The 23,852-nt window shown below is 62.8% G+C and carries 21 protein-coding genes and 2 pseudogenes; 8 read left to right on the plus strand and 15 right to left on the minus strand.

Annotation, left to right across the window (positions count from 1 at the left end; translation table 11 throughout):
- Window positions 1–49 precede the first annotated feature (49 nt).
- The 3 genes from phnA to LB519_RS00015 form a co-directional block, all read right to left on the minus strand.
- Window positions 50–1,309, minus strand: a complete 1,260-nt coding sequence (phnA, locus tag LB519_RS00005) for a phosphonoacetate hydrolase (protein ID WP_224618236.1) — start codon at window positions 1,307–1,309, stop codon at window positions 50–52.
- A gap of 134 nt (window positions 1,310–1,443) precedes the next feature.
- A complete protein-coding gene (locus LB519_RS00010) occupies window positions 1,444–3,117 on the minus strand; it encodes a Na/Pi cotransporter family protein (RefSeq protein ID WP_224618238.1) in 1,674 nt (557 codons plus the stop codon).
- Between the two features lie 84 nt (window positions 3,118–3,201).
- Window positions 3,202–4,092: a LysR substrate-binding domain-containing protein gene (locus LB519_RS00015; protein ID WP_224618239.1), complete on the minus strand. Its 891-nt coding sequence runs from the start codon at window positions 4,090–4,092 to the stop codon at window positions 3,202–3,204.
- A gap of 94 nt (window positions 4,093–4,186) precedes the next feature.
- On the opposite strand from LB519_RS00015, the gene LB519_RS00020 reads away from it, so the two are divergent.
- From LB519_RS00020 to phnE (LB519_RS00040), 5 genes are all read left to right on the plus strand, one after another.
- Complete coding sequence (locus tag LB519_RS00020; RefSeq protein ID WP_224618241.1) at window positions 4,187–5,314, plus strand: phosphonoacetaldehyde reductase; 1,128 nt, start codon at window positions 4,187–4,189, stop codon at window positions 5,312–5,314.
- Window positions 5,315–5,389: 75 nt separating this feature from the next.
- Window positions 5,390–6,304 carry a phosphate/phosphite/phosphonate ABC transporter substrate-binding protein gene (locus tag LB519_RS00025; protein WP_224618242.1) on the plus strand — a complete coding sequence of 305 codons (915 nt, stop codon included), beginning with the start codon at window positions 5,390–5,392 and terminating at the stop codon, window positions 6,302–6,304.
- On the plus strand, window positions 6,301–7,122 hold the full coding sequence (phnC, locus tag LB519_RS00030) for a phosphonate ABC transporter ATP-binding protein (RefSeq protein WP_224618244.1): 822 nt from the start codon (window positions 6,301–6,303) through the stop codon (window positions 7,120–7,122). Before LB519_RS00025 ends, phnC begins: the two co-directional genes overlap by 4 nt.
- The gene (gene phnE / locus LB519_RS00035; RefSeq protein WP_224618246.1) at window positions 7,122–7,946 is read left to right on the plus strand and encodes a phosphonate ABC transporter, permease protein PhnE; all 825 of its coding nucleotides are present in this window, start codon (window positions 7,122–7,124) and stop codon (window positions 7,944–7,946) included. Before phnC ends, phnE (LB519_RS00035) begins: the two co-directional genes overlap by 1 nt.
- A gap of 9 nt (window positions 7,947–7,955) precedes the next feature.
- A complete protein-coding gene (gene phnE, locus LB519_RS00040) occupies window positions 7,956–8,801 on the plus strand; it encodes a phosphonate ABC transporter, permease protein PhnE (protein WP_224618248.1) in 846 nt (281 codons plus the stop codon).
- 11 nt (window positions 8,802–8,812) lie between these two features.
- On the opposite strand, the pseudogene LB519_RS00045 reads toward phnE (LB519_RS00040), so the two are convergent.
- The 5 genes and pseudogenes from LB519_RS00045 to LB519_RS00070 form a co-directional block, all read right to left on the minus strand.
- A pseudogene (locus tag LB519_RS00045) lies at window positions 8,813–9,936 on the minus strand (tyrosine-type recombinase/integrase); the annotation flags it as partial.
- Between the two features lie 31 nt (window positions 9,937–9,967).
- Window positions 9,968–10,081: pseudogene (locus LB519_RS00050) on the minus strand (DUF899 family protein); the annotation flags it as partial.
- Window positions 10,082–10,279: 198 nt separating this feature from the next.
- Window positions 10,280–10,672 carry an MAPEG family protein gene (locus tag LB519_RS00060; RefSeq protein ID WP_013528384.1) on the minus strand — a complete coding sequence of 131 codons (393 nt, stop codon included), beginning with the start codon at window positions 10,670–10,672 and terminating at the stop codon, window positions 10,280–10,282.
- Window positions 10,629–10,874 (minus strand): hypothetical protein, encoded by a 246-nt coding sequence (locus tag LB519_RS00065; protein WP_127223424.1) that lies wholly within the window; start codon window positions 10,872–10,874, stop codon window positions 10,629–10,631. Before LB519_RS00065 ends, LB519_RS00060 begins: the two co-directional genes overlap by 44 nt.
- An 808-nt stretch (window positions 10,875–11,682) precedes the next feature.
- Window positions 11,683–12,786, minus strand: a complete 1,104-nt coding sequence (locus LB519_RS00070; protein ID WP_224618251.1) for a LacI family DNA-binding transcriptional regulator — start codon at window positions 12,784–12,786, stop codon at window positions 11,683–11,685.
- Window positions 12,787–13,344: 558 nt separating this feature from the next.
- Between LB519_RS00070 and LB519_RS00075 the strand changes: the two genes are divergently transcribed.
- The 3 genes from LB519_RS00075 to LB519_RS00085 all read left to right on the plus strand — a co-directional run bounded on the left by LB519_RS00075 (window position 13,345) and on the right by LB519_RS00085 (window position 17,070).
- Window positions 13,345–14,307, plus strand: a complete 963-nt coding sequence (locus tag LB519_RS00075; protein ID WP_013528381.1) for a sugar-binding protein — start codon at window positions 13,345–13,347, stop codon at window positions 14,305–14,307.
- 171 nt (window positions 14,308–14,478) lie between these two features.
- Window positions 14,479–16,023: a sugar ABC transporter ATP-binding protein gene (locus tag LB519_RS00080; RefSeq protein WP_081714222.1), complete on the plus strand. Its 1,545-nt coding sequence runs from the start codon at window positions 14,479–14,481 to the stop codon at window positions 16,021–16,023.
- Window positions 16,024–16,074: 51 nt separating this feature from the next.
- The gene (locus LB519_RS00085) at window positions 16,075–17,070 is read left to right on the plus strand and encodes an ABC transporter permease (RefSeq protein ID WP_027161057.1); all 996 of its coding nucleotides are present in this window, start codon (window positions 16,075–16,077) and stop codon (window positions 17,068–17,070) included.
- 5 nt (window positions 17,071–17,075) lie between these two features.
- Here the strand turns inward: LB519_RS00085 and phnN are convergent, their stop codons facing one another.
- The 7 genes from phnN to iolD all read right to left on the minus strand — a co-directional run bounded on the left by phnN (window position 17,076) and on the right by iolD (window position 23,850).
- The gene (phnN, locus tag LB519_RS00090) at window positions 17,076–17,705 is read right to left on the minus strand and encodes a phosphonate metabolism protein/1,5-bisphosphokinase (PRPP-forming) PhnN (protein ID WP_224618253.1); all 630 of its coding nucleotides are present in this window, start codon (window positions 17,703–17,705) and stop codon (window positions 17,076–17,078) included.
- Window positions 17,702–18,853: an alpha-D-ribose 1-methylphosphonate 5-triphosphate diphosphatase gene (locus tag LB519_RS00095; RefSeq protein ID WP_063169766.1), complete on the minus strand. Its 1,152-nt coding sequence runs from the start codon at window positions 18,851–18,853 to the stop codon at window positions 17,702–17,704. Before LB519_RS00095 ends, phnN begins: the two co-directional genes overlap by 4 nt.
- A gap of 13 nt (window positions 18,854–18,866) precedes the next feature.
- The gene (locus LB519_RS00100; RefSeq protein WP_224618254.1) at window positions 18,867–19,574 is read right to left on the minus strand and encodes a DUF1045 domain-containing protein; all 708 of its coding nucleotides are present in this window, start codon (window positions 19,572–19,574) and stop codon (window positions 18,867–18,869) included.
- 153 nt (window positions 19,575–19,727) lie between these two features.
- Window positions 19,728–20,540 (minus strand): 5-deoxy-glucuronate isomerase, encoded by an 813-nt coding sequence (iolB, locus tag LB519_RS00105; protein ID WP_224618256.1) that lies wholly within the window; start codon window positions 20,538–20,540, stop codon window positions 19,728–19,730.
- Between the two features lie 150 nt (window positions 20,541–20,690).
- Entirely contained in the window at window positions 20,691–20,909 is a 219-nt protein-coding gene (locus LB519_RS00110; RefSeq protein ID WP_027161053.1) for a hypothetical protein, read from the minus strand.
- Window positions 20,910–20,967: 58 nt separating this feature from the next.
- Window positions 20,968–21,885 carry a myo-inosose-2 dehydratase gene (gene iolE / locus LB519_RS00115; protein WP_024502017.1) on the minus strand — a complete coding sequence of 306 codons (918 nt, stop codon included), beginning with the start codon at window positions 21,883–21,885 and terminating at the stop codon, window positions 20,968–20,970.
- Window positions 21,886–21,999: 114 nt separating this feature from the next.
- Window positions 22,000–23,850 carry a 3D-(3,5/4)-trihydroxycyclohexane-1,2-dione acylhydrolase (decyclizing) gene (gene iolD, locus LB519_RS00120; protein WP_224618257.1) on the minus strand — a complete coding sequence of 617 codons (1,851 nt, stop codon included), beginning with the start codon at window positions 23,848–23,850 and terminating at the stop codon, window positions 22,000–22,002.
- Between the last annotated feature and the right edge of the window lie 2 nt (window positions 23,851–23,852).

A 23,852-nucleotide genomic window follows, 5' to 3' on the forward strand; every position in this document is an offset into this window, starting at 1 on the left:
GGGGGAGAGGTGCCGAGCGTAGCTCGGCGGAGTGGGGGTCGACATTGGCTCAGCCCGCCAGCGCCGCCGCCATCGTCGCGTAATAGAAGGCATCGAAATTGCGCAGCGTCGGCTCGTTCGGCAATTCCGGCAGCACACGATTGACGATGAACGGCACCTCCTGCTCGGTCAGCCCGCCATGCGACCGTAGCGGCTCGTTCAGAGCCGCCAGGTCATGGCGATGTTCCGAGGTGCCGATCGTCTTGTTCTCGGTCGAGATCAGCACGATGTCGCCGATGCGATCGGCCGGCAGTTCGAAGCGCTCGCAGGCGGTCGGGCTGTCGACGACCAGCATGATGCCATCGATCTTGGCCAACCGCGCCATGATGCCGGCCTGGTCTGCGCCATCAGGCAGATAGGCGGTGGCAAACGAGCCGAGCGCGCCATGATGCACGACATAGGGGTCGGTGATCGGCAGGATGACGCGGGCGGCGTCCTTGCCCAGCCACTCGTCGAGAAGGTCCTGGACATAGACGACATCAGGCGAACCGTCCGCCTTGTGCTTGGGCTTCATGCCATGGTCGGCGGTCACGACGATCGCCGCGCCCAGCGCATCGAGCTCGGTCAGGTATTTGTCGAACATCTCGTAGAAGGCGTTGGCCTGCGGCACGCCGGGCGCATATTTGTGCTGCACATAGTCGGTGGTCGTCAGGTACATGATGTCGGGGCGGAATTCCTTCAGCAACTGGACGCCGGCGGCGAAGACGAACTCCGACAATTCTGCCGAATAGACCTCCGGCACCGGCAGCCCAAAGTGCTTCGAGGCATTGTCGATGCCGTGCTCGGCCTTGCTGGTGGTGTCGGATTTTTCAGCCGAGAAGCACAGCGCGCGGCCTTCATCGAAGGCGAGGCCCTTGCCAAGCAAGGCACGCAGCTTGTCCTTGGCGGTGACCACGGCGACCTTGGCGCCGGCATCGTAGAAGGCCTGGAAGATGGTCGGCGCGCGCAGGAAGCGCGGGTCGTTCATCATCACTTCCTTGCCGGTCTCGCGCTCATAGAGATAATTACCGCAAATGCCATGCACCGACGGCGGCCGGCCGGTGGCGATCGACAGATTGTTGGGGTTGGTGAAGCTCGGGATGACCGAATGCGCAAAGCGCACCGTGCCCTTCTCTTTGATCCTGACCAGAGCCGGCATCAGCCCGGCCTCGATCGCCTCGTCGAGATAGGCCGGCTCGCAGCCGTCAAGGCAGATGGCGATCGCCGGCACGCGCGGCCAGGCATAGGTGCGGCCGTTGACCGCGACGTTGATGGGAGACATCTGGTTCATCACAGGAGCTTTCCCTGGTTCGAGCGGATGGGAAGTATCCGACCGCTGCGCCTTGTTTCGGTTTCGGAGACAGTCTTGGACCATTCCAATCTATTTTAAAAATCGTTATTCTGAATTGAAAGCATAGACAAAAGCTATGACTGACCGACCTTCGCCAGCCTGCTTTGCAGAAGGTCACCACTCTCGGTCAGGATAGGGTAGGCAACGGTCACCAGCAGCGAATTGATCTCCTTCAAGCCGCGCGCGAATTCGAGATGCAAACCGCTGGTCTCGATGCTTTCGGGTGTTCCCGATTGCAGCCGCTTCAGGTGGCGGTCATGGCTGCGGCGTTCGAGCGTACGCATCTTTTCCTTCTCGACGACAAGCTGGCGGGCCGACGACAGGTCCTGCGATACGAGCACGTTGAGGGCCAGATGCATGTTCTCCATCAGCCGCCCATGCAATTCGGTGAGTTCGGTCCAGCCTTCATTGGAAAAGCGCATTTGGCTTTCCGCGCGCTCGGCCGCCAGCACCAGAAGGTTCTTGGCTATTATGTCGCCGGCATGTTCGAGATTGATGGCGAAGTCGGTGAGTTCGATGCTGCGTCGCGCCTCTCCGGCAGTCATCTCTCCCCGATTGACTTCCGCCAGGTAGAGCTTGATGTCGGTGTGAGCCTGATTGACCGCCTCGTCGACGTCACGGACCTGCGCGATCTCGGCAGCCGCGCCGGTGCGCAACAGATCCATCACCGGGCGCACAATGATCTCGACCAGTTCGCCCATGCGCAGCAACTCGCGCGTCGCGCTGGCCAGCGCAAGTCTTGGCGTGTCGACCACGCTCTTGTCGAGCGCGCTGCTGCGGTGTTTGAGCAGATCGTTCTCGGTCTGCTTGTCCGGAGCATCGGGGAGCAGGCGTCGGATCAATTTGTCCATCGCGCCGCAGAACGGTAGGCTGGCGACAACCAGAGCGGCATTGAAACAGAGATGGAAATTGACCAGAGCGGCACCGGGATTGGTGCCTAGCGCCGAAACCGGAAGGCCAACCGTCTCGATTGCAATGAGTCCGACGACAGCCCCCGTCGCACGGAAGATCAGATTGCCGACCGGAATGCGCTGGGCGGCGACAGGCATGCCGCGCGACAGCCAGAATGCGATGAGGCCGCCGCCGAGATTGGCACCCAATATAAGCGGCACACCAGCCTCCAGCGGCAGCAAGCCTTGCGCGACGAAGGCGACCACCATCAGGATCGCCGCGACGCTGGAATGGACCAGCCAGGTGAACACCGCACCGATCAAAAACGCGGTCAGATAGTCGTCGGCAAGATAGCCCGACAAAGACGGCAGCATGGCGCCGTTGCGCAGGGGGCCGGTGGCGGCGCCGATGAGCTGCAGTGACAAAAGCACGAAGCCGACGCCGAGCACCATGCGGCCGGTTTCCCGAACTTTCTGGCCCGAGAATTTCAGGTGCATCACGCCGCCGACAAACAGGCAGACCGGTGCCAGCCAACTGAGATCGAAGGACAGGATGCGCACCACGAGCGCCGAGCCGAGATCGGCGCCGAGCAGCAGCGCAAGGCCGGTCGAAAGCGCCAGCACGCCGCTGGCGGCGAAACCGCAGGCAAGCATGGCTACGGCGGTGGAACTCTGCAGCAACACTGCCATCGCCAATCCGCCAACTGTCGCCTTGATCCGGCCGCGCTTGGCTTCTCTCAGCAGGGTTCGGAGCGTGTCGCCATAAGCGCGCTCCATGCCGGTGCGCACCGTGTGCACGGCAAACAACAGAAGCATGGTGGCGCCGGCCAGATGCAACAGAATGACCGAAAAATGCATAGTCGGCTCCCTTCGACAGGGAAGGTCATAGTCCGATCCGGCTATTCGTCAATTTGATAGTTTCAATGAAACCATAGGCCAGACCTATGGATGGGGGACGGCCCGGCTACTTTTAATAAGCACCGACTGCATGAACGCCTCGATCTTGGGCGAATGCCTTCGCTCCATGAGACAGGCAAGCCGATACTCGGTCTGCACTGTGGCGTCGCCGATCCGGATCGTGCGAAGACGGGGATGGGCGACGAACTCGAAATCGGCAACGACACCGATGCCCAGCCCCATTTCGACGGCCTTCCAGACGCCTTCGCGACTGCCGATCTCCAGCAGCGGCTTGATGACGACATTTGCTCTCTCCGCCGCGCGCTCGAAGGCGCGCCGCGTTGTCGAGCCGGTTTCGCGCAGGATCAGCGGCTGGTCCGCCAGCTCGCCGATAGCGACATTTTCGCGCCCGTGCCAGGGATGGTCCGTGTTCACGAAAACCACGACGTCGTGGGTGCTGAAGGGAACCGAATAGACGCGCGGATCGTCGACGACGTGAGCGAGGATGGCGACGTCGGACTCCAATTCGAGAATCCGTTGCAAAGTCTGATCCGAGTTGCCGAGCAGCATGCTCACCTTGATCGCCGGATATTTCGCAAGGAAGCGTGCCACCATCTCGGTGGCGTGGAAAGGCCCGACGGCGGCGAGCCGCAATTGACCGGTGGTCAGCCGTCCGCTGCTGAGTAGAAGCTCCTCGGCCTCCTCATGCAGGCTCATGATGCGCCGGCTGATATCAAACAACGCAGCGCCGGTTTCACTCAGTTCGACACGCCTGCCGCGCCGCACAAGGAGTTCGACGCCGTAACGCTCTTCCAGTTCCTTGACCTGCGTAGTGACTGTCGGTTGGCTGATGTGCAACGCATCGGCTCCAGCCGTGAAGCCGCGATTTTCGGCAACCGCATGGAATGACCTGAGTTGGGTGAATGCTATAGCCACAGCCTATGATAAACGAGATAAATTTGTATTAGTCAATGGATCGAAAGTTCGACAGAGTTCGCCTGCCTAACAATATCAGGACAGGAATTCTGCCGTGTGGTCATATCGTAATCCCGTTGACGTTCGCTTTGGCCGGGGCAGCTTTTCCCGGCTGTCGGACGCCATTGGCGGTCGCCGCTACGCCCTTGTCACCTACGGCGAACCCTATTTCCGCACGCTCTCGGCCGAACTCGAAGCCAAGGCGGGCAAGCCGGTCCTGGTCATCGACGACATCGCTCCCAATCCCGACATCGCACAACTCGAGCCACAGACAGCGCGTTTCGCCGGTCTCGGCGCCGAGCCGGAAGTGGTCGTCGCACTCGGCGGCGGTTCGGTCATCGACTCGGCCAAGGTCTTCGCGGCGGCGCGTGGCGATTTTGCCGTCATGGATGCCTATCTCAAGAAGCGGGCCGGCGCCGAGACGATCAGCCCCTGGCCGCTGATAGCGGTGCCGACGACCGCTGGAACCGGAAGTGAGGTCACCTGCTGGGGCACGGTATGGGACAATGCGGGCGGCGTGAAGTTCTCGCTCGCGCATCTCGGCCTCTATCCGGAGTTGTCCCTGGTCGATCCCGATCTGATGCTCGGCAAGCCGCGTGATCTGACCATCCAGACCGGTCTCGACGCGCTGTCGCATTCGCTGGAAAGCCTTTGGAACCGCAGCGCCAACCCCGTCTCGATGGCGCATGCAATCGCAGCCGCGCGTGGTGTCCTCGCCACCTTGCCGTTGCTCGCCGACGACCTGCGCAATCCCGCACTGAGAGAACGCATGGCGCGCGCTGCCACGCTTGCGGGATTTGCCTTTTCCAACACCAAGACCGCGATCGCGCATTCGCTGTCCTATCCGATCACGCTGCGCCATGGCGTGCCGCACGGCATCGCCTGTTCGTTCTCACTGCCGATGATCATCCGCAGCGTCGCCGGGGAGGGCGGCATCTGCGCGGAGGGTCTCAAGGCGATCTTCGGCGAGGAAGCACGCGCCGCCGCCGACGGGCTGACGACGTTCCTCAGCAAGCTCGGCGTCGCCACCGACTACCGCCACTACGGCATTGACGACGCCGAATGGCGCGAGTTGATCGACATCGCCTTTGACGGCGAGCGCGGCCAGAATTTCATCGGCAAAAAAGAGAGCATCCTTGCAGCCGCCGACACCAACGAGAAGCTTCGCATGACTGTCGCATAACGGAAGTTTCGGGGTAGTGCGTGCGGGTGTCCCCTGCGCGTCACCTCGTCGAAAAGGTTCAAAAGGGAGGAACTTATGACCATTTTCAAACGCACAATCGCCAGCCTGATGACGGTAGGCGCTCTCATTGCATACAACGCCGGTGCTCAAGCCGCCGAGGAGTGCAAGAATCCGGATTCGCTGGTGTTCTCGATCATCCCGACCGAGGAGACGACGCAGGAACTCGATATCTACAAGCCCCTGATCGACAAGTTGAAGGAAAAGACCGGCAAGAGCGTCGAATTCTTCATGCCGACATCCTACGCCTCGGTGATCGAAGGCATGGTCAACGGCTGGGTGCAGATTGGTGTGCACGGGCCAAATTCCTATGTCCTGGCCAAGGAAAAGGATCCGGCGCTCGAAGTCTTCGCCACCTATACGAAGGCCAAGGGACATTTCCAGGAGGAAGGCCCGGGCTACCGTGCCGTCCTCGTGGTCAAGACCGGTTCCAAGTTCGACAGCATCGAAAGTCTGAAGGGCAGCGTTCTTGGCCTCGCAGATCCGGCCAGCACCTCCGGTAACCTTCTGCCGCGCATGGTATTTGGCGAAAAGGTCGGAGTCGGTCCAGACCTCGAGAAGTATTTTTCGAAAGTGGTCTACACCGGGGGGCACGACCAGTCGGCACTCGCGGTCGAGGAAGGTCGCGTCGACGCCGCTTTCGTCGCCACGCACCGGCTTGACAATGTCATCGACCGGGGTCTGGCCAAACCGGAAGACTACAAGGTGTTGTGGACGTCGGATCTCATCCCGCAGGACCCGATGGTCTACGACGGCAAGCTGTGCGAGCCGCTCAAGGCTCAGATCCGCGACGCCTTCCTGACTCTGAACGAGGATCCGGCCTCCAAGCCTTTCTTCGACGGCATCCATTCGACCAAATTCGTGGCGATGAAGGACAGCGATTACGATATCATTCGCAAGTTCGTCGAAGCCGAGAAGGCCGCCGGCAAGTGAGACACGAAACCATGATAGCCGAGGGCCGCGCACCGCGCGGCCCTGCGGTCAACCGGGCGGACGCCATGTCGATCCTCGAAGTGCGTGGTCTCAAGGTCAGGTATGGGGCGAATGGACCCCAGATCCTGAAAGGTATCGATTTCGAGGTCGGCTGCGATGATTTCTGCGCGGTCATTGGGCCAAGCGGCGCTGGAAAGTCCACCCTGATCCGCTGCATCAACCGACTGGTCGAGCCGACCGAGGGCGACATTGTTTTGTTCGGCCAGCCGGTTCGGCAACTCGATGGCGGCGATCTGCGCCGTCTGCGTCGCCGCATCGGCATGATCTTCCAGGAATTCAACCTGGTGAACCGCATGTCGGTAATGGACAACGTGCTGTCCGGCCGGCTCGGCTACACGGGTCCCGTCCGCAGCTTCTTCAAGGCGTTCCCCAAGGACGACATCGACGGGGCACTGCATCTGCTCGAACGCGTCGGCCTTCAGGATCATGTCGACAAGCGCGCCGACGCCTTATCCGGCGGCCAGCGCCAGCGTGTCGGCATCGCCCGCGCACTGATGCAGAAGCCGGAGATCCTGCTGCTTGACGAGCCGACTTCGGCGCTCGACCCCAAAATATCGCGCGATGTCATGGGCCTAATTCGTGAGCTAGCCAGCGAGTTCAAGATACCGGTGCTGTGCAATATCCACGATGTGCAACTGGCGCTCGAAACCTGCAACCGCATCATCGGCATGCAGGACGGCTGTAAGAAATTCGACGGCCCGGCGAAAGGCATGCGCAAGCAGGACCTCGACGAGATCTACGCCATGGAGGTGCTGTGATGAGCATCGCCACGCCGGTTTCCGAGCACGGGTTCGATGCCTGGCGTGCCCACAAGCGCAGCCGCCGCGTCAACAACTGGCTGCTCGTCGCCGGCGGCGCCGGCCTTCTCGCCTGGTGCTTCTGGGACACCATCATGGTCGATACCGACTGGGCGCGTATGGGCGGCACGCTGGGCATCGGCGGTACGCTGGCGCGGTTCCTGCAGATCGACTGGTCGCTGCTGCCCAAGCTCGTCGTGCCGGCGCTTGAAACGCTGATGATGGCGACACTCGGCACCATCCTTGGCTGTGTTTTCTCGCTGCCGGTCGCCTGGTTCGGCGCCGCCAATGTGACGCCGAACAGATACATCTCGTATCCGATCGGCCGCCTGCTGATGGTGCTTAGCCGCTCGATCCACGAGATCATCTGGGCGCTGCTGTTCGTTGGCGCCGTTGGGCTCGGCGCACTGCCGGGCATCCTGGCTGTCGCCATGCGCTCGATCGGCTTCATCTCCAAGATCATCGCCGAGGCGATCGAGAACATCGACCCCAAGCCGGTCGAGGCGATCCGAGCGGTCGGCGGCAGCCAGTTCCAGGTCATGTATTACGGCATCGTGCCGCAGATCCTGCCGGTCATCATCGGCACCATCATCTTCGAGTGGGATATCAACATCCGCCGCTCGGCCATCATGGGTCTGGTCGGAGCAGGCGGGCTTGGCCTCGTCTTCTTCCGCCAGATGGCGATGTTCAACTATGGCGGCGTGACGCTTGTCGTTCTGGCGGTGCTGGTGCTGATCGCCATCGGCGAGATCGTCTCCCACTACGCCCGCAAAGCTGTGATCTGAGGAGTTAAGATGTCCATGACCGCTGCCGACATCCGCTCCATCCCGGCGCCAAAGCGTGAATGGTCGCGCTATCGGCACCCGGAATCGACCATCCGCTTTGCGGTCGTCCTGGCGATCCTTGCCTTCCTCGGCTGGTCGATCGCCTTCCTCAACATCGACCTTTCGCGCATTTTTGGCGCATTCCCCCGCCTCGCGCAGATTCTCGCCACTCGCTATTTTCCCCCGGATATCGGCTACATCTCGGATGGTGAATTCGTGCAATCAGTCATTCGCACACTGGAAATGTCGCTGCTCGGCGGCTTCTTCGGTGTCGTCTGCTCGGTCCCGCTGGCATGGCTCGCGGCACGCAACATCACTGTCTCGAAACGTATCGCCTATCCGTTCGGCCGCTTCGCCATCATGGCTAGCCGTTCAATCCACGAGACGATCTGGACGATCCTCTTCGTCACCGTGCTCGGCTTCGGTATGCTGGCTGGCACGCTGGCGCTCACCGTGTTCTGCATAGGGTTTGCCGGCAAGCTGTTTTCCGACGAACTGGAGGCGATCGACATGGGCCCAGTCGATGCCCTGCGCTCCGTTGGCGCCAGCCCGCTGCAGGTATTCCAATACGCCGTCATCCCGCAGATCCGTGTCGCCTTCACCGGCATCGCCATCTACACCTGGGATGTCGCCTTCCGTGCCGCCACGGTGGTGGGATTCTTCGGCGGCGGCGGCATGGGCTGGTACCTCAAGCGCACAACCCAGCAGATGGAAAGCACGCGCGTCGCCGCCATTCTGCTGGTCATCGTCGCGCTCGTCCTGCTGGCCGAAATTGGCTCCGGCTGGCTGCGCAAGAAGATCGGCAGGATGCGCTGAAGCACGCGGGCTTATGCCGCGTCACAAACACCTTCCTCCACGGCTGTGGTCTGTCCCAGAAAATGCGCAAGCGCTGACTTCCTGGAATCCCGATCGAGCGCATAGGAGGTGTGGCTGTGAATGTAACGGCTAGTCACCGTCCCTCGGGCATGACCGACCAAGGCGGCGATCGTCGCCTCGGTGAAGCCTAGGTCATTGGCAATGCTGGCGAAGCTGTGCCGCAGAACGTGGGGTGTGATGCCGGCCAGGTCGGTCTTCTCGAGTAGCTTCGTCCAGTGCCTGGGGAAGCTCCCGAATGCCGTGTCATCCTCCCAGCCGGGAAAGACATAGTCTTCGGCACGCTGTTCCTCTTCGCGGCGATCCTCAAGGTATTCCAGGACCGGCAGACCGATCGGACGCACCGAGGCTCCCTCCTTGCTGTCGGTCAGGCGCAGGCAACTGCCCTCAACATCGATTTCGCCGCATCGTAGTCCGATAACCTCGCTGCGTCGGCATCCCGTTAAGGCGATCACCCGGATCATTTCCGCGGTGGTCTCATATTGCCCGTCCTCGACCGCCTTCTTCAGAATATCGCCGAGCGTGCGATACTCCTGCTCGCTCAGGCGTCGGGCGTTTATCTTGTCCTTCGGCTTGCGAACGCCATGCACGGGATTCTGCTCGATGATGCCGAGTTCAACCGCATAGCTGAGAATGCCGCCGAAGAGACCGATCGTTCGAGCTGCCGTGCCGGCTCCGCCGCGCACGATTGCTCGGCCACGCAATTTGTCCGTCTTGACGTTCGCACGTGTCTTGCCCGCCATGATGTCCTTCATGGCTTGGGTTACGTCGGACTTGGCCAAATCCCGCACCCGTCGACTGCCCAGTAGCGGAACGATGTGGCGCTCGACGCGCCCGACATCGGTGGAGATTGTCGTGGGCTTCTTTGGCCGTCCTCGTTTGCCGAGCACGAGCCCATTCTTGAGATCTTCGAGGTAACGGGTGCAGAGTTCCTTGACGGTGATCGCCTCGCGATCGAGCTTGCGCTCCTCGGCGGGGTTGCCGCCTCTGGCGACCTGACCCAGCAGGACTTTCGCCTCGCGCCCGCTTCCTCAGGGGTCCAAACTCCATGCAGTCCGATCGTGTAGGGACCGTTTCGGGGCACTGCGTTTGTCGTGGGCAGCTTTGCGGTCGAGCAGGCTCACGCGGCCCTTCAGCCCTTCAAAGGCATAATTCTTCTCAACCGCCAGCCAGGGCAACCGCCAGCGTTCGGCGGCGAGGGTGTCGCGAGCCCGCGAATGGGCCACCTGCGTCGTGAAGAAGGTGCACCCCTCATTGCTCGGCTGCCGGCCGGCCGTCGAACCACATGTAATAGTAGGCGATGAGCATTTGGCGCCCCTCGAACGCGTCCAGCAATGTTACCGACCCGACACCGATCGGAGGGAGTGCGCCCTATCTCCGCTTATGAGGTACCGTGCCGTTCTCCCGCGGCTGGGGAGCGCCTAGAGCATCAGATAGATGATCCGGCCCAGAGCGCCAAAAAGCAGCGCGAAGGCTGCAATCGACTGGACGAAGAAGCCGGGATAGCGCTTCAAGGGCGCGGTGCGATACCCTACGAAATATGCAATCCGACCTATCATCCAGAGCAGCCCAAGGCCGGAAGCCCACGCGGCATTCCAGTAGATCGCGAACAGCCACATCGACGGCATAAAGATAGGAAACCATTCCACCGCGTTGGCATGTGCCCGGATGGTTCGTTCAAGGAGCGGGTCGCCGGTCATTGCGGGCGCCAGTATGCCAGTCTTCTTGTGGGTTCTCGCGACCGTCACCGCCATTCCGAATATCATCAAGCTACAAAACAGCGTCACGAGAGCTACCGGGTAAAGCCGTTCCATGTTTGCCTCCTCTCATGGTCGGGACAGTAGGCAAGCAAAGGTTATCGGCAAGGGCAAGGCGCAGGCAGATCTTTCCTGACAGCCAGCGCCAATAAGAGCCGGGTTTGTCAGTTACATAATTGCCCTTTTTGTTAATCATCCGAAAACGATGGGCAAGTTGGAATGCCATCAGCGTTCCTTCCGTGGAGGCGGTGATGGCCATCGACATACCGCCGTGACCGGCCTGCTGCCGAAAGGTGGCGGCATTTTGTTGCGCGATTGACACGCTGCCCGGCGGAAGGCAAAGAGTGACACATTATTGGCAAAGGGGAATGTCGATGAAGAAAATCTATCAGAAGCCCGTTTTCACGAAGCGTGAGCGACTGTCGTCAGTGACGGCTTCGCCCAGCTCATCCGGGATTATCGATTAACCACGAGAGTTACAGTTTTGGAAAGCCCGCTGCCGAAAGGTGGCGGGCTTTTTGCTTTCTCCAGGAAACGACAGCCGATTCCGCAAGTCGGCACCGCCAACGTCAATTTCAAGTTCGGCAGACGCAACTGCCTGTGGGACCGCGTGCAGGGCAAGGTTAGCGGACCAGTGCCGAAGGCCTGAAGAAAGACAAGGCGGAATGGTTCAAGCCCGGCCTTGTCGGACGGGTGCGAAGAAATGCATCGCCATGCGAAGCTGCTGGACTACCCGGAGGAGAAGTAATGCCCGTGGTAAAAGGGCTCCCTGAAGCGCGAGAACAGGCTCTGCACTCGCGATCTAGACCATCAGGCTTAATTGCTGGATTCCTGTTGTGCCGGTAGCGTAATCGGGCTGGGGTGTCCAGCACTGGCCGGCACGGCGTGTCCAACCCCAAATTCGCAACCGTGCCGGTCTGTTGCACCAATGGAATGAATGTCTCGGGCTTCGACCTTGACCCCCTTCCGCGCAAGAATTGTCTGCATTGCCGCCATCAGCTCTTCGTCCCACTGGTCAGGTTTCCCTAACGGTCGAAGGTAAGCCAGCGCGGGCCCGCCGAGTCGCGTTACCCTACCACCCCCCGCACACTCTCCCGTTCCACCAGCGGGCACTCCAGCTTCGTGATCGGATACCGCCCCCGTCCAGGCGCCGCCGGCGCTTCCAGCTGTTCGATCGCCCATTGGCCCATCGCCATGTGCGGCAGGATCGAGGTGGTCAGCGGCGGGAACAGATGCCGGGCGATTTCCTCGTCGTCGTAGCCGACCACGGAAATGTCTTGCGGAATGTGCAGGCCGGCTTCCTTCAGCGCTTCGTAGCAGCCGATCGCGGTGCGGTCGTTCTGGCAGAAGATGGCGGTGGGCTTATCCCTGAGCGCCAGCAGCTTGACGGTGGCGGCATAGCCGGCGCTGGCCGACCAGTCGCCCTCGACCACCAGCTCGGGATCGAACGGGATGTCGGCCGTGGCGAGCGCGCGGCGGTAGCCCTTCAGCCGGTCCTGTGCCGCCTGCATCCACGGCTCGCCGGTGATGGTGGCGATGCGGCGGTGGCCGTGGCTGATCAAATGGCGGGTCGAGCTCTGGCCGCCGGCGATCTCGCTCGGCACCACGGACGGGAAGGCGTAGTCCGCCGTGTAGCAGTTGAGCAGGATCACCGGGATGTCGAGGCCGTAGAGATAGTCGGGCGCTGTGATCTCGCGGGTGAAGATGGTCATGTAGATCAGCGCCGAAATGCCCCGCTTGGTCAGCGCTGAAATGGCGCGCGGCTCCATGACGGAATCGCCCAGCGTCTGCGCCACCAGAAGCACGTTGCCGGCATTCCACGAGGCCTGGCGCGCGCCCTCGATGGCGACCACGGCTTCGGGGCTGGTGGCGAGCTGGTCGACGGCAAAGCCGATCACCCCGTCCAGCCCTTCGAAGGCCGGCAGTGGCGGGTGAAGCGCCTCGAAAGCGGGCGCGGTGTAGCCAAGCGTCCGTGCGGCCTCGATCACCCGTTCGCGGGTCTGCTGCGACAGCTTGATCCCTGGCGAATTGTTGAGCACGAAGGACACGGTCGCCTGCGAGCAGCCGGCGGCCCTGGCGATATCGATCATGGTGACGCGGCCCTTGGCGCCCTTGGCCGGCGCCTTGCGCCGCCTGGCCGTGTCGCTGGCCCGATCCGTCGTCTCGCTCATGGCAAATCCCAGTCTGGCTGGCCGGTCAGGCCGGCAAGGTGGCGTGACGCCGTCGATTTATCGGAATAACGTCAAGCTCGTTTATAACTATTAGTATGCCGGAGGTCCATCCGCCACGCATCTCCATACAAGCGAAAGCTCAATTAACAAAAGGCCTGGGCGGCGGCCCAGCGGTGAGGGCGGCATGCCGGCGGGCACACCGCGAAACCGCTGGCATTGGCTCGGAACTAATACTGTTTACTAATACAAAAATGCGCTGTACCGTCAATCGTCGCATCCGGCCGGTCACGTCCGGGGCGGCGGGAGAGTACGAAAAATGGCCCGGTGGCGAGCGGATCCTATCTCCGCAAGCCTTGTCTCGGATATGTGATATGTCAGACAAATCGGACTATTTACGAATGAAGGATGAGTCTCTAAGGTCGCTGTCGTGGCTGGAACGACGCCATTCTTTCGGTGCCGGGAACCCCTTTGAGGAGGAGGGCGTCCACGCTGCAAACGGCAAATCAGGTCAGTGCAAGATCGGCCGGTCCAACGACTGAGCCAAACGGGAGGTTGAACATGAAATCCTTGATACGCAATGCATCCGTAGCCGCGACCGCGCTGCTGCTTGGCCTGTCGGCCACGGCAATCGCGCGCGCCGACGACAAGCCGACGCTGGCCTTCGTGGTCAACGGCGCTTCCGATTTCTGGAAGGCCGCCGAAGCCGGCGTCAAGAAGGCGCAGGGCGAACTGCCCGACTATACGCTCGAGCTCAAATATCCCGAGCAGTCCTCGGTCGCCATCCAGCAGCGGCTGATGGACGATCTGGTGACCGCCGGCGTCAAGGGCATCATGGTCTCGGCCGTCGATCCCAAGACCTCGACCGATGGCCTCAACAAGATCGCTTCGGAAACGGCGCTGTTCACCACCGACTCGGACGCCCCGCAGACCAAGCGCGTCGCCTATATCGGCTCGTCCAACGTCGATGCCGGCAAGCAGGCGGCCGAAATCGCCAAGAAGGCGATGCCCAATGGCGGCAAGTGCCTCGGCTTCGTCGGCCTGCTCGGCGCCGACAATGCCAAGGAACGCATCCAGGGCATGAAGGACGGCCTCGCCGGCACCAAGATCGAGCTGATCGACGTGCGCGGCGACGACATCGACCAGGCGCGCGCCAAGAAGAACGTCGAGGACGCGCTGGTCGCCAGCCCCGACGTCACCTGCATGGTCGGCTTCTATTCCTACAACACGCCGCGCATCTATGAAGCGCTGCGCGACGCCGGCAAGCTCGGCTCGATCACCGTCGTCGGCTTCGATGACGATCCGATCACGCTGGGCGGCGTCAAGGAAGGCACCATTGCCGCCACCGTCGTGCAGCAGCCCTTCGAATGGGCCTATCAGGGCATGAAGCTGATGGCGGCCTATCTCAAGGGCGACAAGTCGGGCATCCCGGAAGGCAACCTCATCATCATCCCGACCAAGATCATCGGCAAGGATGACGTCGACGCCTACGCCGCCAATCTGAAGGCGATGGCTGGAAACTAAGACTGAAGCAGTTCAGCCGGCTCAACGTCGCTTGGGCCGGCTGCTCGCATTGACGAACACCGCGAGGATCGTCAGTCTGCCAAAAGCCAAGAGCATGATCCCGAAAAGTGGAAGCCGGTTCTCGGAAAAGATCATGCTCAGAAATTGGCCCGCCAATCGCTGTCAGGCATGATGAATTATTCCGACACATCCATTGCTGCATCCGTGACCGCCCCGTTCCTCAGCCTTGAGAACGTGCGCAAGACCTATCCGGGCGTCGTTGCGCTCGACGGCTTCTCCATGGAGGTCAGGCCGGGCGAGGTCATCGGCCTTGTCGGCGAAAACGGCGCCGGCAAATCGACGTTGATGAAGATCCTCGGCGGCGTCACCAGGCCCGACAGCGGCACGATCACCGTCGACGGCACCGCGCATGACAGGCTCTCCGTCGAAGCCAGCCTGGGATCGGGCATCGCCTTCGTCCACCAGGAACTCAACTTGTTCGAAAATCTGGACGTCGCCGCCAACATCTTCTTCGGCCGCGAGCCGTTGCGCGCCGGGCCGCTCAAGCTCGTCGACCGCGCCAAGCTGCGCACCATGGTGGCGCCGCTTTTGAAGCGCGTCGGCGCCAATTTTTCCGCCGACACGCCGGTCGCGACCCTGTCTCTGGCGCAGCAGCAGATGGTCGAGATCGCCAAGGCGCTGTCGATCGAGGCGCGGCTGGTCATCCTCGACGAGCCGACATCCAGCCTGCCGCTCGCCGAGACCGACAAATTGCTCGACGTCATCAAGGCGCTGAAGGCCGACGGCATCAGCGTCATCTTCATTTCGCACCGCCTGCACGAAGTCGAACGCGTCGCCGACCGCGTCGTGGTGCTGCGCGACGGCATGCTGGCCGGCACCTTGCCGAAGAGCGATATCGGCCACGACCAGATGGTCAAGCTGATGATCGGCCGCATGCTGAAGGAGCGCGAGAAGGCCTCGGAAGCGGCGCGTGCGCCCGGCGCCGTAGCACTTGCGGCCAAGGCCATCCGCACCCCTGCCTATCCCGGCCGCCCGGTCGATCTCGACGTCAGGCGCGGCGAAATCCTCGGCCTCGCCGGTCTTGTCGGTTCCGGCCGCACCGAGCTGGCGCGGGTGTTCTTCGGCATCGATTCGAAGCTCGGCGGCGCGCTGGAACTCGACGGCAAGCCGCTTGCGCTGGCTTCCGCGGCCGACGCCGTCGCGCACGGCATCTTCCTGGTGCCGGAAGACCGCAAGCTCACCGGTATCCTGCTCGACCTGTCGATCGCTCAGAACATTTCGCTGCCCAATCTGCCCGCGCATGCGCGCCGCTCCCTGGTGTCCTCAAGCGCCGAGACCTCCACCGCCGAGAAGCAGAAGAAAGATCTCGGCATCAAGGCGCCTTCGGTGCAGACGCGCACCGGCACGCTGTCGGGCGGCAATCAGCAGAAGGTCGTGCTCGGCAAGTGGCTGGCCATGAACCCCAAGGTGATGATCCTCGACGAGCCGACGCGCGGCATCGACATCGGCGCCAAGGCGGAAATCTACGGCCTGATGCGCGCATTGGCCGATGCCGGCGTCGCCGTGCTGATGATCTCGTCGGACATGGAAGAGGTGATCGGCGTGTCCGACCGCATCGCCGTCATGCATGAGGGCCAGATCTCCGGCATTCTCGACAAGGACCGGTTCAGCCAGGAAAACGTGCTGCTGCTGGCGGTGGGCAAGCAGCCGAAGTAGTTTTGCCGGGGTCGCGCAAGCGCGATCTGCTCAGGCATTGGGGAGACGACGATGAGCAAGAAAGATCTCGGCCTGCTGATCCTGATCCTGGTGGTCGGGGCGATCGTGGCGATCATCAATCCGCGCTTCCTGCTGCCGATCAACCTCGCCAACACCTCGAACCTGATCGGCCTGTTCGGCATCCTGTCGATCGGCCAGGCCTTCGTCATCATCACCGGCGGCATCGAATTGTCGGTCGGCTCGGTGGTCGCGCTGCTTGGAACGCTGTTCATCGACTTCATCGCCGTGCGCGAGGTGGGCTGGCCGCTGGCCTTCGTGCTGATCCTGTTCCTCGGCGCCATCATCGGCCTGGTGCATGGCTGGCTGATCACAAGGCTCAAGCTGCAGCCTTTCGTCGTCACTTTGTGCGGCCTGTTGATCTACCGCGGTGTCGCCCGCTTCTACACTGCCGACGGCACGGCGGGTTTTGCGTTCGGCCAGAATTTTCCCGAGCTCGAATTCCTCACCGCCGGCCGCTCCTATGGCGTGCCGAACAGTTTCATCGCGCTGATCGTTATTTCGATCGTCATGTGGGTGGTGCTGCACCGCTCGGTGTTCGGCCGCTATCTCTACGCCATCGGCAAGAACGAGGAGGCGGCGAAATATTCGGGCATCCGCACCGGCCGTGTCGTCATCGCCGCCTATGTCATCTGCGGCGTGTTGACGGCGCTGTCGGCGATCTATTTCGCCATGTACACGCGCTCGATCTCGCCGGCCAGCCACGGCCAGTTCTACGAGCTCTACGCCATCGCCGCCGCCGTGCTCGGCGGCTTCTCGCTGCGCGGCGGCGAAGGCTCGCTGATCGGCGTCATCCTCGGCACGGTGCTGCTGCAGGAGCTGCAGAATCTCGTCAACCTGCTAGGCATCCCGTCCTCGCTCAACTTCGCGGTGATGGGCGGCGTCATCCTCATCGGCGTGCTGGTCGACCAGCAATGGGGCGTGTTCCGGGAACGGCGGCTGATGGTCGACGCCACCCGCAAGGGCGTGGCGGGCCAGGCTGCGGAATAGCTAGCCTAGATCAGGCCCGAGATGTCGGAAAAGGCCATCGCCTTGCGCAGCACCTCGGCGAAGCGTTCGCCGGCGGCTTCGCGCGGGCCGCTGTTGTCGATCGAGGTGACGCCGGGCCCGGACAGAGTGACATTGGCGCTGCGTGCCAGCCGCGCCAGCACTTCGCCGCGGGACTCCCGGCCGCGCATCGCCAGACGCTCGGCCAGCACTTCAGGCGAGGCAGTGATCTCGACGACGGCCAGGTTGGCATAGCGTTCGCGCAAGGAGGGGATGATCGCGCGCGACACATTGGCGACAGCGACACGGCCATTGGCGACAGACCAGTCGACATCGGCGGGGATGCCGTAGCGCAAGCCGTGTGCTTCCCAGGAAATGGCGAAGGCGCCATCGGCTTCGGCTTCGGCGAAGGCAGCGTCGGCCAGCGTGTCGTGATCCTCGCTTGCGGCATCGCTCGGCCTGGTGATAACCCGGCGGACGAACTCCAGCCGCGTTTCGTCGGCAAAATGGTTGCGGGCGTAGCCGATCACCGTGTCCTTGCCGGCGCCGCTTGGGCCGACGACGGCGACGAAAACGCCATCGCGGATCGGAAACGTCTCGGCCGAAAGTTCCCGCTCGATCAGTGCCGACACCATCATGCCACCCGGCGTCCCTGCCGCCACACGGTGCGCACGACCGGAACATGGTCGTCGACGCGCACCCGCACCAGATCGGCGCGGCGGCCCTGCTCGATGACGCCGCGGTCGGTCAGGCCAACCGCATCGGCCGGGTTCTTCGAGACCATGGCGACGGCCTGCGGCAGGGAAATGCCTTCGACGACATCGCCGAGGAAGAACGCCGATTGGATCAGGCTGAAGGGAATGTAGTCGGACGACAGGATGTCGAGCAGGCCGTCGCTGGCCAGCGTACGGGCCGAGACATTGCCCGAATGCGAGGCGCCGCGCATAACGTTTGGCGCGCCCATCAGCACACCCATCCCGGCCTCTTTCGAGGCCCTGGCGGCCTCTTCCGTGGTCGGGAATTCGGCGACCCGCACGCCCTGCTCGATCGCTTCGTCGACATGGCCCGATGTGGCGTCGTCGTGGCTGGCCAGCACGATGCCGCGCTCCTGGCAGGCGGCGGCGATCACCGCCCGGTTCGGCGCCGAATTGCGCGCCGATTCGGCCATCCGCTTTTCGCAGAACACCTTGAAGTCGCGATCGGTCAGCTTCAGCTTGCGCTGGTAATAGTAGGCATAGGTTTCGAGATTGACGAACTGGCGCTGGCCTGGCGCATGATCCATCAGCGATGCCAGCTTAACCCGCTCGTCGCCGTCGAAATTAGCGAAAGCCCTGAGGCAGTCGGGTGCCGAAACCTCGCAGCGCAGGTGGATGAAATGGTCGGCGCGCAGACGGTCCTGCTTCACACTGTCCTCGATCGCGTCGGCCAGCTTGCGGATGTCGGCCGATGTCAGGTCGGCGTCTTCGTCCATGCCGACGCGCAAGGCGTCCAGCACGGTGGTGATGCCGGCGGTTGCCACCTGCGCGTCATGGGCGAGCACGGCGGCGATCGGATTCCAGCGCACCTTGGGCCGCGGCGCGTAATGGCCTTCGAGATGGTCGGTGTGCAACTCGACCAGCCCGGGAATAATATAGTCGCCGCCCATATCCTCGCCGATGCGGCCAGAGCCAAGGCTTGCGCCGGCTTCGATGCCGGCGATAAAGCCGTCGCGCAGCACCAGCGAACCTTCGACGATCTCGTCGGCAAGCACGATGCGGGCATTGTGGAGAACAGTCTCGGCGGTCATTTCAGGCAGTCCTTCAGGCGGTTTTTCTGGCCGGGCGGCGCCCGAGCGCGTGATGCGAGAGCACCATGAACGGCGCACCCGGTTCGGTTTCGACAAATAAGGTCAGCGCATCCACCAGCACCTTCTGTTGCAGCACTTCCGCGAACAGGCTGTCGATCGCTGCGCGCAAACGCGGGCTCTCCTGTGACCCCGCCCGGCCGGAGAGCGTCATGTGGAAGCGAAAGGTTTCGAAGACATAGGGGTAGCCCCATTGGCAGAGATTGCGGAACTCGGCCGGCTTCAGCGAATCCGGGCTGCGCCGCTCGATTTCCGCCTCGCTCAGCGGTGCGCGAAACCGGTCGAAGTCGCGCACCACGTCATCGGCGAACCGGTTGAGCGCAGGCACTGGCCCTTCCGGCACCAGTGCGAAGAAGCCGTCGATCTGGCTGACCACGAGACGGGGAATGGTCACCACCGGCGTCACCTCGGCAAAATGGTCGAGCGCGGCGCGCAGCGAGACTTCCGTCTCGTTGGCAGCCAGGCGGAACGGTGCTTTCAGCGTCGCATGGAAACCATAGCGGCGCGCCGAAGCGGTGTGGAAAGCGACTTCCGCCGCCGACAGGTCGGCCACCGCTTCGACCGGCCTCGTGGCGGCGCCAAACGGGTCGCGGCCCAGCCAGTTGGCGGCAATCCGCGCCAGTGGCTCGTCCTGCCGGGGAGTGAAATAGAGGGCGTAGCGCATGGAAAGTCCTTGTCAGCTTCGCTGCCATAGGTGATTTCCATGACGAATTGACGAAGCCTTGCTGGCTTTCAGGTAACAAAACGCCGCGGCGGGGTCATTAGCCGACGATTTTTTCGTGCTGGACCAGGGAGCGAGTGCTCACGCAGCGACCGATCAGGCCTTCATCAGCCATTCATGCTCGGGCGCATTGTGGAACTTCCACGTCCGCTTCGGTCCTGCCATGACGTTGAGATAATAGAGGTCGTAGCCATGGCAGGCGGCGCAGGGGTGATAACCCCTGGGTACCAGCACGACATCGCCATCCTCGATCGCCATTGCTTCGTCGAGCGCGCGATGGCCGTTCTTGTCGGCGTCGGTGTAGACGCGCTGGAAAGCAAAGCCCTGCGGCGGGTTGAGGCGGTGATAGTAAGTTTCCTCGAGGTAGGATTCAGCGGGCAGATTGTCCTGGTCGTGCTTGTGCGGCGGATAGCTCGACGTATGCCCCCCGGGCGTGATGACCTCGACCACCAGCAGCGAATCGGCCGGCTTGCCCTCCGGCAATATGTTAGTGACATAGCGCGTGTTGGTGCCCTTGCCGCGCACCTCCTGGCCGAGATCGTCCGGTCCGATGACGCGAACCGGCAGGCGGCCGCCAAGACCCGGCGCCGAGCAGACCGCGAGCTCCAGTTCGGTGTCCGCGGTCACCGACCAGTCGGAGCCTTGCGGAATGTAGACCGACCACGGCTTGCCCTCGAAGGGCGACATGCGCTCGCCGAGCAGGCCGAGCTCCTTGCCGCCGGCTGAAGCCTTGCCCTTGCCGGTGACGAACACCAGGCAGACTTCGCGATCCTCCGTCTTGCCGGAGGCGCTCTCGCCGGGCTTCAGCCGATGCAGGTCGAAACCGACATAGGTCCAGCCGGCGCTTTTCGGCGTCACATGGGCGACGCGACCGTGGCCCTTGTCGGCTTTGACGAGCAGCTTCGACATTTTTGTCTCTCCTATCGCAAATCTTCGAGATCGGCCGAAGCCTCTCAACTTCGTCATCCTAGGGCCTAGCAGGAGCGAAGCTCCGTCGCGGAGACCCTAGGATGACGAAGTTAGAAGCACTGGAAGCTAACCGCCGACGCATGCGATCAGTCACTCCTTCGGCTCGGGCCCGACCGGAGGCCTCGCCTCGTCAGCAGGCTTGTAGAGATAAAAAAACTGCCAGACGGCGTAGCCGGCGAAGCCGAGCGCGATCATGCCCCAGAACGGCGTGCCGGTGGCGAACTCGATGATCGACCAGATGACGCAGACCGCGACGACGGCGACACGCCGCCACAAAGGCCGGAAGAAGGGGTGTTCGGAATCTTTCATCGGGCCAATCTACAGCAATCGGCCTCGCCGGGAACCCGTCGCACCAGCCATTGGGAGACTAGACATTTGGAAAGCCTTGCGTCTCGACCGTGTATCCGGCCGCCGTCATGACGCGCATCAATTCCTTGTAGCCCACTTGCGCCATCCTGAGCGGCGGGTTCTTCTTCGGGTCCTGCTCGGCCTCGACCACGAACCAGCCCTCATAGCCATGGTCGGCGAAGCGCTGCACGATGGCGCCGAAGTCCAGCGAACCGTCGCCCGGCACGGTGAAGGCGCCGAGCGCCACCGCATCGAGGAAGGACTGCTTCGTGCGGTCGAGCTTTTCGATCACCCCCATGCGGACGTCTTTCACATGCACATGGCTGATCCGGGTATGATGGTTGTCGATGGCGCGCAGCACGTTACCGCCGGCGAATGCCAGATGGCCTGCATCGAGCAGCAGCGGAATGCCGGCTCCGGAATAGCGCATGAAGGCATCGAGTTCCGGCTCGGTCTCGACCACTGCCGCCATGTGGTGGTGGTAGGACAGCGGCATGCCTTGTTCGGCGCACCATTCGCCAAATTCGGTCAGGCGCTTCGCATAGGCTTTCATCTCGTCGTCCGACAGCTTCGGCTTGGTCGCCAGCGGCTTCGAGCGGTCGCCCTGGATCGAACGGCCAACCTCGCCATAGACGATGCAAGGCGCGTTCACCGCCTTGAACAGGTCGATCATCGGCTGGATGCGATCCTTGTTGTCGGCCATCTCCCCATCGACCAGCGTGCCCGAGAACCAGCCGCCGCACAGCGTGACGTCGGCGGCCTTCAGGATCGGCAGCATGATTTCGGGGTCATTGGGAAAACGCCGGCCCATCTCCATGCCGGTGAAGCCGGCCGAGCGCGACTGGCGCAGACATTCTTCCAGCGACACGTCATCGCTGAGCTCCGCAAGATCGTCGTTCCACCACGCAATGGGGGACATGCCCAGTTTGGCTTTCAAGTCGTCACTCCGGTCCTAAAACAGTTTCTTGCTCGTTGGCGCCGCCCCTCATCTGCCTGCCGGCATCTTCTCCCCGTGTAGAGGCGGGGAGAAGGAGGAGCTTCGGCGCCTCTATCAATCGCCGATGGTCTGCATCTGCCGCTTTTCGTCATACGCCTTGCGCGCCGCGTTGACCTGCGGCCGCACTGACACTTCCGGCACCGCCACATCCCACCAGTGACCGCCGGCATCGGTGGAAACCAGCGGGTCGGTGTCGATGACGAGCACCGTGGTGCGCGTATTCTTCCTGGCCTGTGCCAGCGCGTTTTCCAGCCCGGCGATCGACGGCACTTTCTCGGCAATCGCCCCCATGCTCGCCGCATGCGCGGCGAAGTCGATGTCGGGCAGAACCTCGTGGCGCGAGTCCTTCAGCAGATTGTTGAAGTTGGCGCCGCCGGTCGCCATCTGCAGCCGGTTGATGCAGCCATAGCCGCGGTTGTCGAGCAGCACGATGGTCAGCTTGAGGCCGAGCATCACCGAGGTGGCGATCTCCGAATTCATCATCAGGTAGGAGCCGTCGCCGATCATGACGACGATCTCCTCGCCGGGCTTCGCCATCTTGGCGCCGAGCCCGCCGGCAATCTCGTAGCCCATGGTCGAGAAGCCGTATTCGCCATGGTACGAGCCGGGCGCGCCCGCCTGCCAAAGCTTGTGCAATTCGCCCGGCAACCCGCCGGAGGCATTCAGCAGCGTCACACCGGAGCCCATGGCGCGCTGCACCGCGCCGATCACCTGCGCATCGGACGGATAGGCGGCATTGGTCGACGCCGTCACCTTGGCCGCCTCGACCGCCCAGGCCTTCTTGCCGGAGGACGCATTGTCGGTCCAGCTTGCCGGCGCCTTCCAACCCTTCAGCGCAGCACCGAGTTCCCCCAGGCCCTCGGCCGCATCGGCCACCAGTGGCAGGGCGCGGTGCTTGCCGGCATCGAAGGGCTGCACGTTGAGCCCGATGATGGTCTTGCCCGAATTCTTGAACAGCGCCCACGAACCGGTGGTGAAATCCTGCAGGCGCGTGCCGATGGCCAGCACGACATCGGCTTCCTCAGCCAGCCGGTTGGCGGCAGAAGTGCCGGTGACGCCGACCGCCGCCATGTTGAGCGGGTGGTTGTCCGGCAGCGAGGATTTGCCGCCTTGCGTCTCGCAGACAGGAATGCCGGCGCCCTCGGCGAATTTCGCCAGTTCGTCCGACGCCTGCGAATAGAGGACACCGCCGCCGGCGATCACCAACGGCTTTTTTGCACCCTTGAGCGCGGCGACCGCGGCCGCCAGTTCCTGGCGATCCGGGCGCGGCCGGCGCTGGTGCCAGACGCGCTCCGCGAAAAAACTCTCGGGATAGTCATAGGCCTCGGCCTGGACGTCCTGGCAGAGCGACAGCGTCACCGGGCCGCATTCGGCCGGATCGGTCAGCACGGCCATGGCACGGCTCAGCGCAGGAATGATCTGCTCCGGCCGGGTGATGCGGTCGAAATAGCGCGAAACCGGACGGAAGCAGTCGTTGACCGTCGCCGTGCCGTCGGAAAAATCCTCGGCCTGCTGCAGCACCGGGTCGGGGATGCGGTTGGCGAAGACATCGCCTGGCAAAAACAGGACGGGCAACCTGTTTACATGGGCGAGCGCCGCCGCCGTCACCATGTTGAGCGCGCCGGGGCCGATCGAAGAGGTCGCGGCCATGAAGCGGCGGCGGAAATTGGCCTTGGCGTAGGCGATTGCCGCATGCGCCATCGCCTGTTCGTTGTGGGCGCGAAAGGTCGGCAGTTCGTCGCGGACCTGATAGAGCGCCTCGCCGATGCCGGCGACATTGCCGTGGCCGAAGATCGCCCAGACGCCGCCGAAGATCGGGACTTTGCTACCGTCGATCTCGGTCATCTGGCGCGACAGGAAGCGGGTCAGCGCCTGCGCCATCGTCAGGCGGATTGTCTTGCTCATGG

Origin of the sequence: Mesorhizobium sp. AD1-1 (genome assembly GCF_020164655.1) — a bacterium.
GTDB classification, from domain to species: Bacteria; Pseudomonadota; Alphaproteobacteria; order Rhizobiales; family Rhizobiaceae; genus Mesorhizobium; species Mesorhizobium ciceri.